Annotated in this window: 8 protein-coding genes and 1 pseudogene; 8 read left to right on the top strand and 1 reads right to left on the bottom strand. The window is 32.8% G+C overall.

What is annotated here, in order from left to right:
- Nucleotides 1-479 precede the first annotated feature (479 nt).
- The 7 genes and pseudogenes from ACIQZG_RS20730 to ACIQZG_RS20700 all read left to right on the top strand — a co-directional run bounded on the left by ACIQZG_RS20730 (nucleotide 480) and on the right by ACIQZG_RS20700 (nucleotide 10,112).
- Nucleotides 480-1,199 (top strand): ABC transporter ATP-binding protein, encoded by a 720-nt coding sequence (locus ACIQZG_RS20730; RefSeq protein ID WP_402757435.1) that lies wholly within the window; start codon nucleotides 480-482, stop codon nucleotides 1,197-1,199.
- The gene (locus ACIQZG_RS20725) at nucleotides 1,168-3,621 is read left to right on the top strand and encodes an ABC transporter permease (RefSeq protein WP_402757433.1); all 2,454 of its coding nucleotides are present in this window, start codon (nucleotides 1,168-1,170) and stop codon (nucleotides 3,619-3,621) included. Before ACIQZG_RS20730 ends, ACIQZG_RS20725 begins: the two co-directional genes overlap by 32 nt.
- A 487-nt stretch (nucleotides 3,622-4,108) precedes the next feature.
- Nucleotides 4,109-4,447 (top strand): annotated as a pseudogene (locus ACIQZG_RS20720) (Y-family DNA polymerase); the annotation flags it as partial.
- Between the two features lie 136 nt (nucleotides 4,448-4,583).
- A complete protein-coding gene (locus ACIQZG_RS20715; RefSeq protein WP_402757431.1) occupies nucleotides 4,584-5,759 on the top strand; it encodes a tyrosine-type recombinase/integrase in 1,176 nt (391 codons plus the stop codon).
- Nucleotides 5,746-7,953 (top strand): tyrosine-type recombinase/integrase, encoded by a 2,208-nt coding sequence (locus tag ACIQZG_RS20710; RefSeq protein ID WP_402757429.1) that lies wholly within the window; start codon nucleotides 5,746-5,748, stop codon nucleotides 7,951-7,953. Before ACIQZG_RS20715 ends, ACIQZG_RS20710 begins: the two co-directional genes overlap by 14 nt.
- On the top strand, nucleotides 7,950-9,608 hold the full coding sequence (locus tag ACIQZG_RS20705) for a site-specific integrase (protein WP_402757427.1): 1,659 nt from the start codon (nucleotides 7,950-7,952) through the stop codon (nucleotides 9,606-9,608). Before ACIQZG_RS20710 ends, ACIQZG_RS20705 begins: the two co-directional genes overlap by 4 nt.
- 3 nt (nucleotides 9,609-9,611) lie before the next feature.
- Nucleotides 9,612-10,112, top strand: a complete 501-nt coding sequence (locus ACIQZG_RS20700) for a DUF6262 family protein (protein WP_402757425.1) — start codon at nucleotides 9,612-9,614, stop codon at nucleotides 10,110-10,112.
- Nucleotides 10,113-10,382: 270 nt separating this feature from the next.
- On the opposite strand, the gene ACIQZG_RS20695 is transcribed toward ACIQZG_RS20700, so the two are convergent.
- The gene (locus ACIQZG_RS20695) at nucleotides 10,383-11,381 is read right to left on the bottom strand and encodes a DGQHR domain-containing protein (RefSeq protein WP_402757423.1); all 999 of its coding nucleotides are present in this window, start codon (nucleotides 11,379-11,381) and stop codon (nucleotides 10,383-10,385) included.
- Nucleotides 11,382-11,513: 132 nt separating this feature from the next.
- On the opposite strand from ACIQZG_RS20695, the gene ACIQZG_RS20690 reads away from it, so the two are divergent.
- On the top strand, nucleotides 11,514-11,864 hold the full coding sequence (locus ACIQZG_RS20690) for a helix-turn-helix domain-containing protein (protein ID WP_402757421.1): 351 nt from the start codon (nucleotides 11,514-11,516) through the stop codon (nucleotides 11,862-11,864).
- The last annotated feature ends 76 nt before the right edge of the window (nucleotides 11,865-11,940 follow it).

Below are 11,940 nucleotides of genomic sequence, written 5' to 3'. Positions count from 1 at the left end.
TGATGATGGGTCAATGGTCGTTGACACTCATGCATCATACTAGAGGGCTCCTTTTCTTTCAAGACCTCGAACATCCTTCAAACAGGAATGCTGCTCCAATAATAACTCAAGCATAGATGATCCTATCTTCTTTCTTCAAAAATTCCCTACTTCTAAATTGATAATAAAGTAAAAGTGACGCAAGGTCACTTTCTACTAATTTCAACATAATACTGCGTAAAGGTTGAAAATGACCTTACGTCATTTTGTATGATTGGCGTAAGGAGGTTTATTTTATGTTAAAACAATCTGTCATGAGAAAAGGTGGGAAGCGTTAATAAAGAGTCGATAGAAGATGTTGTGGGGATCTCCAAGTACCAATGTTAATTTCCTACCAAGCGATAAAAGTGAATTAGAAATATATCTAACGGCTTGTGATAACGGACCAAGTGCGATAATTGAAGATTTTTATTATTGGAGTTTGAAGGAGAGATACAATTATGATTTCAGTTAATCGATTATTTAAATCATTTGAACAAGGTCAACAAAAGATAGAAGTGCTAAAAGGTATTGACCTCTCTATAAAGGAAGGTGAGTTTATAGCAATAATGGGGCCTAGTGGTTCGGGTAAAAGTACGCTACTACAACTATTAGGTGGTTTAGATACACCATCATCTGGCCAGGTGAAAATCCAGGGGAAAGATTTTTCTGGAGTAACTGAAAAGCAAAGAACTATCGTAAGGAGAAAAAATATCGGATTTATTTTTCAGAATTATCAATTATTGCCTACGTTAACTGTAGAAGAAAATATCGGTTTTCCACTTCATGCAGATGGTAGGAAAGACAAAAACATTAAAGAGAAAATAAGGGAAATTATAAAAGAAGTTGGTTTAGAAGGTTTTGAAAAGAAACCCCCTAATCTTTTAAGCGGAGGACAGCAGCAAAGGGTATCTATAGCAAGAGCTTTGATCCACGAGCCGAAAATACTATTAGCTGATGAACCAACAGGAAACCTAGATAGGAAACGAGCCAAGGAAATACTGGATTTATTAGCTAAATTCAACAAACAAAGAAAACAGACAATTATTATGGTGACCCATGATATTTTCGCAGCTGGTTATGCAGATAAAATTATTTTGTTCAAAGATGGATTAATTGAAACGGAAGTAACTAGGGAGGATCATGGCTATGCTGAATATTTGGCTAGTTTCTTGGCGTAACTTAACAAAAAATAAAAAAAGGTTTTTCTTTACACTCATTGCAGTAATGCTTGGTATCCTCTTAACAACTAGTATGCTGGTTGCTAATAACACTATTAAAGATACATTTAGGTATTATGAAGAAATCTATGCAGGGGATGCTGATTATTGGATATTAAGCAAAAATTATTCTTTCTCCGAAGATGAGGTAAAAGAAATAAAGCAGCAGGATATAGTATCAGATAGCTTAAGTGTCCTTGATAAACAAGCATTGGTGGAAATAAATCAAACTAAAGCTCCGGCTGAAACGTCAGTTAGAATAACGGGTGTCAGTGATATAGAAAGTAACCTTTTAAAGCTCCCATTAATAAAAGGGAGTTTGAAAGGTAACGGTATAATTATACCTGAGACTGCAGCAAAACTATGGGGTAAAGATATAGGAGACACTTTAACATTTAAAGGGTTGGGTAAAATAGAAGTAACGGGGATTGTTGGCTTTACATCTTGGCTTGCTAGTCCTAATAATTGGAATGATGCTAAAGGTAGATCCTTTAGAGTTATGATGGATTTAGACACTCTTCAAGATTGGACTAACCAAGATAATCAAATAAGTTATATACGATTACAGCATAAAGATCGCGATAATGAAAATTGGTTATCGAATTATCAAGAATTATTACGAGGGACATCACTATATGTTCAACCTGTTGTTATTGATGATTTAAGGAATAATGACGTAGAAGGTCTATACGCGGTCTTTTATCTAGTAAGTATTCTCTCCCTCTTTATAAGTGGATTCATAATATTTAATATGATTTATTCAAGTGTAATTGAACGAAAAAAAGAATTTTCTGTTATGAAGAGTCTTGGATATACAAATTTTAACGTATTTAAACTAGTTTTGATTGAAGTCTTGTTACTTTCTCTTTTAGGTACTGCTTTTGCATTACCAATTGGTGTTTTATTCGCAGATTTGTTTGTAGAGATGCTTTTAGGAATCTTTCAAGATACTATGGTTTACACTCTCAATTGGAAAAGCGCAACAATTTTATCAGGATTAATCGGAGTCTTATTTCCAATAATGATTTCTGGAATACCCATGTATATTGCTTTTAAAACTCCTATAGTACACGCAATGCGAAATACAAATCAAACTTCTAGATTTAGAGTGAAAATTCTTAGGTATTTATTAGGTATTATACTTATATTACTAAGCTTTGTTGATAGTTATTTAGGTTATATATCCTTATTGTTTGGGGTGGTATTCATATATCCATTGGTGATGAGGATCCTTGCAAAAATTCTTGCACCAATGATAGAAACAATGCTTGGCTATCCAGGAAAATTATCTGTTAGTAACATAAAAGTGAATACTAATCGAAACGCTAATACATCAGCGATGTTAGCAATAAGTATTGCTGTAGTAATTTTTTTAGGTTCAGCTTTAGAATCAATCCCTTCTGGATTCGAAAAGGAGATTCGCCAGACTTTTGGAGGGGATATTCAAGTACAGTTTGAAGAACCAGTAAATGAAGAAATTATTAATAAGGTAAATAGTTACGCTGGAGTAGAAGGGGTTGAATGGTTCAGAGAAACAATGGTAACCTGGAAAACCGTTGAAGATGAGTATAGAGAGTTCTATGTTATGAGTACACCGTCTGAAAATACTGAAGAATATCAACTCTTTGAAGACCCAGGCATTAATCTTTCATCCAACGCTATACTATTAGGTGAAAGAGCGTTTGATGAATGGGGTGGGGAAATGAATGATTACATTACTATTAATTCTCCTTCCGGTACAAGAGAATATCAGGTAATAGGGAAAGTTAATACTTCTCAAGATGGAGGATATGTTGGATTTATATCAGAAAATGAGTTTAGAGAAGGTTTTAACTGGGATGTAATTCATACAATTATGATTAATATCAGTGATTCGGGGGCTCCTTATACATTGCGTGAAAAATTAAACGCTGATTTTGCAACTTACATTTCTACTGTTACATTAGTAGAAGATCAAATTAAATCTTCTCAAAGCTCCTTTGATGGAATGAATGAAGTGATGCAATTTTTATTGATAATTGTGATTGCCCTTTCCAGTATAGGTATAAGTAATACATTATTGATGAATACGATGGAAAGAGTGGGGGAAATTGGTGCGATTCGTGCGATCGGGTTTACCACTAAACAAGTCAGAACAATGATTATAGGAGAAGGTTTAGTAGTAGGTGTGGCAGGAATAATTATGGGGGTTTTATTGGGCCTATTTGTAGTATATTTAAACTCTATCTCAAACACCTCTGCAATGCATATGCCATTTATTATCCCGTGGGGCAATGTAGTTTTGGCAATTACGGCCGGGATAGTATTATCTCTAATTGCCTCAATTATACCATCCTATATTGCAGCAAGGGTTAATCTTCTAAGTGCATTAAAAGAAAATTAAATAATGATATGGTTCCCCTATGGAAGACACAAAAGTCTGTCTACTATAGGGGATTGTTTATGGGAAAGAAGCGCAAAACTTGAAAGCTATCTTTGATCAATTTAATCTGAAATCTTTTATAAAAACCTTGAGGGGGAAGAGAATGCAAATATTCATTCCATTACCTGAGAATACTTTTACTTATCAAGAATTAAATCAGTACGTGGTCAACTAAAATGATTGCTACAAAAAATTACCACTTCTAAAACAGAACATTTGTGCGTATAATGTATACAAACAAATGTTCTGTTTTGTTGTGGAGGGAGAAAAATAATGAAAGGTCAGTTAATAAAAGCGATGCAATGCAATCAGTTAATATACATGATGTACATTTCAAAGTCTGGAGTCTCACGAAAAAGTGTATCCCGAAACAGACAAAGCATACTTTTATTATCGATAATGTTCTTACTATTGTTCCAGTTGTCTATAAAGAGCGAGGAATCATTGAATGTATGAAAACCTTCCTGAGCGTTCCATTATATGTATAGACATGAAGTCATTTTACGCTAGTTGCATAGCAATGCTTGAGGGTTTAGATGTCATGACAACCCCAATCGCAATCGTAGCTAATTTCACACAACCAGGTAGCGTGGTGCTAGCTGCATCGCCACCTATGAAGGAGCGGTTCAAGATAAAGACTGGAAATCGCCGGTTTGAAATACCAAAGCATCCAGACATAAAACTTTTTGAACCGAAGATGAGTTTCTTCATTGAAATGTCTATGGCTATTACCCGTCTTATTTCACAGTATGTACCTGCAGAGGCGATTCATGTATATAGCGTAGATGTTCTGTTATCATTGTGTAAACTATAGAATAATAGTTTACAATATATGTGCGAAGTTTATGAATAATGGATATCTTAATGATAGACAGATATACTTTGTGTATACGATTATTATTTCTTAAGATAGGGGTGTTTTTTTGAGGAATAAACAAGAAGATTATGGTATTAGGGTGGGAATTGCGAAAAATGGTGATGATTTAAGGTACATGATAACTGAGGAAGGGATTCCTATTCAAGATGCTTGCTTATGGCTAGATTTTGTAAGTATGAATAGTTATTTGACAGGTGAACGTTATGCATATGCTCTATTACGATTTTTTCGTTATTTAAAAGTTAATAAATTACATTATAGAGAAATAACCAGTAAAAAGGTCGTGGAAGAATATATTAAAGATCTTTTAGGATTAAATGAAGTAGTAATTAATTATGAAAGTCGCATGACGTTTACGGCTTTAAATACATATATAACTGTGTTAAAAGGATTTTATCATTGGTTAGAAGATGAAAAGAAAGTCACAGTAAATCCTGTCATGTTTAATAGTAAACGGAGCAAGCAAGCACCTCTAGTTAATACAAAACTACTTTATGGACAAATATGGCAATTTGATTTGGAGGAATCTATCCTATCAAGAGTGTTATATAGGAAAAAGCATAATCATCTAAAATGGTACACAGAACAAGAAATTAACAATATACTTTCTGAACTACCTACTTTAAGAGACAAGCTAATCTTTTCTATTAGCGTTGAAACTGGGATGCGTATTGGAGAAATCTTAGGATTAAAACTGGACCATTTTAATCCATTGGAATCATCTTTGGAAGTAGTCCGCCAGCCAAATATTGAAAATCGTGCTCAAGCCAAAACTATGGAACGTACCTTATACATTTATCAATCTCTTGCAGATATGATTCAAGCATATATTAGTACGGAACGAGAAGAAGTAGATATTTTTTATTCGGATTTTTTATTTTTAAATGCTAGGGGAGTTCATAAAGGGAAACCGCTAAAATCAAGAAATTTTCTCCGAATACTAAAAGATGCTGGTGAAAAAAGTGGTCTTTTAAGGTCTGAAATACGGACTCATAGTGGAAGAAGTACACGTGCGCAACACCTTATAGAGTTAATGAGAGATCAACCTGAAATAGGAATTACCAAAACATTCATTGATGAGGAATTAGGATGGCGAAGTGAACGTAGTATCAAAGCATACGAAAAAGGGTACTCGATGAAACAAAAGCGAAAAATTATGGAACGTATTAGCCCGGTGACTATAAAATCAGCAAAAGAGGGAAGTGAAAATGGAGATAATTGAGTTTTCGATAAATAACGGGAGTGGAAAATGTTGTATTATATCAATTAATAATGTGGAAATAACCATAAAAAGCAATTTAATTCCCTCCGGATTATTACGGGAATTTATATTAGAGTGTGAACAGTTATTGGTAACTCAAAATATTAATGCAATTAGATATCTACCCGGTAAATATGGACCTAGAGCTTTACATTTATTTCTTAAGCTATCTGAAAGTGCGTTTCAAGAAGAGTTTTACAATTGTTATAATAAATACGGGAGTTTGTTTTTGGAGAAAGGTGAATTTTATTCGATTAAGAAATTCTATGATTTTATTTCTCCAGGAAGTCCCATAACAAATAATATTTTCGATAGTTTTCTTCATAATGCAATGGAAAATTTTTACAATGAGATTGCACTTCCCTATTTAAGGATTGCATTTAACCAAAGATCGAAATTAAAAGTATATAACGTATATAAAACATTGCACTATAAAAGTTTTTTTTACCTTGCAACGGAAAAGTTACCTCATCACTATCTTGTTAGTTATCTCCATTTCTGTGCAAAGAAATGTTTAGAAAAGGGGGGAGGGATTAGCTTTACCGGGTTATGTAAGTTGGCATTTACTAGGGCAATACCAACTAACCATTTTGAAAAAACACAATTTATCCTAGTTATGGAGGTTGTAGATTATTGGAAAAATAAGTATTTTGAGGGAAATAGAGAATTTCAAATGAACAAAGGAAGCTCTAAGTGGGTCCTCCCTTACCTTGATATTCAGAATATTCGTTTAACTATTTTAGACTTTTCTAATATAAATTATCAATTGAAAATTGAATTTCAGGAATACCTGATTTTTATGTTTAAAAAGGGTGAAAATGTAAAAGGTCTAACAAGAAGGTTTTCACACTTATTTAGAGTAACTTCTTGTATGCAGGCGATTATGCCGGATTGTACTTCTTTTTTGAGTTTGCACTATGTGGAGGTATTACAAATATATGATAATCTTAAACAATTAAAAAGGGAAGATGGACGTAATAAGTACACTTTAAAAACAATCCAAGGTTCGATATCTGAAGCACGTCTTTTTTTTGACTGGTTAAAGCAACAAAATTCATTAGAATCATTAAAAAATCCTTTTCGTCAAATTAAATTCAACAATATTAGTTCTTATGTGAAAAATACTGAATATATTCCGGAGGAAGTTATTGAACAACTTTCTATAGCCATTAGTGATAGCCCTCTTTATGTACAACGTATATGGCTTATTATGATGAATACGGGGCTTAGAGTTTCTGAAGTTTTAAATTTAGAAGAAAATTGTTTAAATTTTAACGAAATAGAGGGTATATATTATCTAAACCATCTATCTTCTAAGACATTAAAGCATAGAAGACGTCAAGGCCTCGATGATTATCGAACTATCCCTCTCCTCAATTTAGCTGTTATTGAGATAATTAAACAACAAATTCAAGAGTCTAAACAGCTTCGCCTTATAGGTGAAACAAGCTATATTTTTTTGAAAATTTTTAATAATAGTCGATTAAATAGTCAACAAAATGTTACTAGACATCTAGCATCAACCATCGCAAGTTGTATTAATAATTGTATCAAGCGCCATAAAATTAAAAACGGTAATGGCGAAATTTGGAATTATACTAACCATCAATGCAGGAAAACTATAGCTGTGAATTTACTTGGCGAGGGGAGTTCCATTTCAGAAGTTGGAGAAATTCTTGGTCATATGGAAGAAAAAACAACTCGTGAATATTATCAAGATATAGATGCTATGAAAATCGCTAAATTAGATCAAAAACTCTTTGAACAGTTGTTTGACACTATCGATGAAAAAACTAAAAGTTCCTATAACCCTGTTGAATTAGAGCAGTTGAAAGTGGAAATAATGACTGGTGCACGAGAGACACCAGAAGGACATGGAAGTTGTGTGAAGCACGTTTCTTTTGGACCTTGTAAAAAGAGTTCCTGTGTAGGTTGCTCACTATTATTAACAGGTCCACAGAAATTACCTATGTGGAAAAAGCTTTATTCAGAGCAGCAAGCACATCTCGATAAAATGATTATTCTAATGAAGGCACAAGGGATTACTGATTATGAAAATTACCGAGATTATCAAGCTGAAAGACATCTCTTGACATTGTATGAGAGTACCATATCCAAAATTGAAAACTTTATTAAGAAAAGGACTAGTCTATGATAAAAAAACTTCCTGAAATAAATGTATTAAATGACAACAATAAAAATTTAAAAAAGTTATTATTAGGTAGATTACGTCAATTAGGAGACTTTAGTTTTACAGATGATTCTTGGTACTGTAGAAAAAGGCATAAAGATTCCTTAACCAAAGGGAGTTACACCCTTACTTTTTATCAAGTTCCTGACTTATATAAAGTTTGGGTTAAGTACTATGCGTTATTATGCGAATCTTCTGTAAGTAGAACAAATAAAAAATGCTTAAATATAGCAAAACTCTTGAAATTTATTCATGCACATTATCCAGGACTTTCTATAGATAAAATAAATAAGCAACATGTTAATGCATTTGAATACGAACTGAAGCTTTCGGATAGGTCGAATAATAATAAACAGTTTATTTATTCTTCTATACAAGATTTTTTTTCACAGTTATCGAATTTTAGTGAAATGCCAAATACAATACCTACTAGGAATATCAATCCTTTTCGTCAAGAGTCAAAAAAACATGATGATAAAATGATACCTGAAAATGTCGTTAGGAAATGGGATAGGGCTTTCAAAGATGAATCTCTTAATATTCCACTTGAATTTCGTACTTTGTATTGGCTTTTGCGATCCTTTCCCAATCGAATTACAGAAATATTATCGATGGAACGAGATTGTCTAAAATCTTTTTATAGTGAATATGTTATTCGTATTCCCACATTTAAGCAAAATGGTGGCTACGATAGGGGTGAATCAAAGCTCATTCCTGTTATTTATAGTGGACATGGTAAATATGTAATTGATTTAATAAAAAGATTACAGCTTCAGACTGAACAACTTGCTACTTTTCCATCATCGCCGGAAGTTAATAAGGAGTATCTTTTTGTAGTTCAGTATTGGATATTCTTTAATAACAGTGGAGACATCGGAATTCGATTCGACCGACGTTATAAAGGAAAAGTGACAAATTGGACAGGTGTGAAAATAAATAGATTACTAAAGCAAATTGCTGAAATTTTAAATATTCTTGACGATAATAATGAGTTAATAATCCCTACTACTCATCAATTTCGTCATAATGCCGTAACAGATCGCCAATATGTCGTGGGATATACTACAGAGCAAATTCGTCGTCTAACTGGTCATAAAAATGAGGCAATGACAAAATACTATACACATCAACTTATTAAGCAACATAAGGAAATTCATTTGAATATTTCTGGGCTGCGTAGCCCTAAAAATAGTCCGTGTGAATTTCGAGGTAAAATTTTGAATCTAGATAATCGTACAATTCAACAACTATCTAAAAATCCAAAACGTTATCTAACTTGGGAAGCTAATGGCAAAAAAGGTGTTGGGATTTGTAGTGATATTTCAGGTTGTAACCCTAAAGGCACTCCTGTTCATTTTGAATGTTATGCTTGTGATTGGTTTGTTCCGAAGTTAGAATACTACGATGACTATAAAAGAGAATATGATTATTGGCAGGAGATAGTTGAACGCACAAGTAAAGATCCTCAACGAGTTGCTCATTTTGAAAATGCTGTTCGAAATCTTAGCTATCTTGAAAGAATTATTGCAATCTGTGAAAATGGAATTGAACAATTTAAAGAAGCTAAATTAAATCATCTAGAAATTAAAAAACATACCAAATTATATGAATGGGAGTAGCATATGGGAAACGATGGATTAAGAGAGCTTCAACAAAAAAAACGTGAAGAAAGTATCGAACGTGTAGAGTGGGCAATCGAATATCTTCGTGATTTAGAAGGAGACCACTGTCGAATTACAGCTATTAAACTAGTCGATATTACTGGTCTTAGTCGTGCTGCATTATACAAATCTCATCTGCGTCCTTTATGGGATCTGAATTATATAAAAATGGATGTGGGGGAGGAAATCAATTCGGAAATAAATCGCTATCATCAAGATAATGAAAAGCTTCAATTGGATGTATCTCTTTTAAAAAGTAAGTTAGAAAAAAGTTATGCTGAGATTTCACGTTTAAAGAAAGGGTGCGATAATGAAAAGATGCGTGCTAGTGTCTATCGACAAGACTATGAAGAATTAAAAGAACGCTATCAACAGTTACTTCATCATAATCTTCGTATCCTTCGAAAACTTCATCTTCATGGAATAGATTTAAAAGATCTTGATTTAGAGGAGTTTAATTAATTGTATTTGGTATTGTAAATAAAAATACGAGACTTACGCGCTCTTTCATTATGTGGTCCTGCATTAGACTTTTTCATGGAAGAACTATTATAAAAGAGCTTGTAAATGTACTTTCCCATACAATTAATTAATATGGGCAAATGACAAAAGGAAAAACCCGGGTGAATCAATTTTCATCCCGGGTTTGAGTGTTTAATCATGTGAGTTTCTTATCGGAAAACGGGGGTTTTCAAAAAAGTTATAAATAGTATTGATTTATCTTTTTGTGAGTTATTTACTATTAATGCAATTTAAAATATCTTCAGCCAACATTTTAGATCCAGCAGCACCTTTAATATATTTCAAATTTCCGCTAGAAAGCCAGTCAATATCTTTTAAATTAACTAATAGTTTAGCTATCTTGACTGAATCGGGCTGTTGTGATTTAACTAAATAATTTTCATTAATAATCTTATTTCCTGCTATTGCTAATGCATTCAGGCATGTAATATGTGTCATTCTATACAATTTATTATCGTCCCATTCTTCTGGAAAAAGCTCCTTAATTAAATTGAAGTAGAATAAGCATAAATTAAACTTTTTCTCTTTGGAGAGTTTTTCTAAATCTGATTTCTTTGTTAACAGCTTCACAATATTATAGAGGTTTTGTAATGTGATGTTCCTCTCTTTGCTTCTTTTACCAGTAAGGGTTCCTTTGTTGTAAAAAGGACTTTCTGGCTTCAAGATTAAATTAGTGGCTACCCAGCTAATATCATCGTTTTCTCGATTAAGATAACGACTTAAAGATGTACCGATTCCTTTCGCCTTCGTGTTAATCACATCAAACAATTTGATTTCTTCATCATCATCTAAATAATGAAATGCTAAAAAGGGGACATTTAACGTACTGGATGTTGTACTAATATATTCTTTTATTCCTCCTAATCTATGCTGCCCATCCATTAGGGTAGCTTTTTTTGTACATATTAATCTTCCTAAGTTTGGGTGTTGCTTATCGTATGCATAAAACTCCCAATTTCCTCCTGCATTTAACAAAATAGGTGTATATAAAGAATCTTCTCCCTGAGCCAAGTAATGTGCAAAATCTTTACAACGTTTATTGTTAATAGGACGTTGATAGCCTTTGCCAGATGAATCATTGTAAAGTTTGGAATAAGAGAAGTTCACTGCAATTTGTGATGATACGAACCCTTGGTAGGTAACTCGTCCCCTCATTTTTGATTGAACTACATTTTCTATTGCTATATTTGAAGGTAAATAATTACTCATTATAGAAAACTCCTTATCAAATTTAGTACTAAAGAATTATAGTACTTATAAGTACATAAATCAAATAAAGTTATATTATATGTATCTGTAAGGTGTTTTGAACCTCACATAGTCTTAATGTGAGGTGATTTTATGGATAGTTTAGTAAAATTAGTAGGCGATAACATAAAAGAAATGCGTAAGTTAAAAAAACTAACTCAAGAAGATTTAGCAGAGAAATGTGGGCTACAGACATCGTATTTAGCAGGTGTTGAAAGAGGAGACAGAAACATTACATTGCAAACACTACAAAAAATTATCGAAGGTTTAGAAGAGACGCCCAGTACTATTGTAAATTTCAAGAATGTAAATATTGATAGTGAGTATTATGAGAAGAAAGATTTGATTATGTTACTACAAAACCTTATTGAAGGCAGAAGTGAAGAAGAAGTTCGTTTAATTTTAAAGATTGCTACTGAGGTATTTACTACGTATGGTAAATGAAAAATATAGTAGTTAGTTTGCGGAATCTTTCCTTCATATAGGCTCGACACTTACCACATTGTGAAGCTGTCACATG

This window comes from Lysinibacillus sp. NPDC096418 (genome assembly GCF_044762775.1).
GTDB lineage: Bacteria > Bacillota > Bacilli > Bacillales_A > Planococcaceae > Lysinibacillus.
Note: the sequence above shows the minus strand (reverse complement) of the source record. Positions and strands in the feature narration are given on the sequence as shown.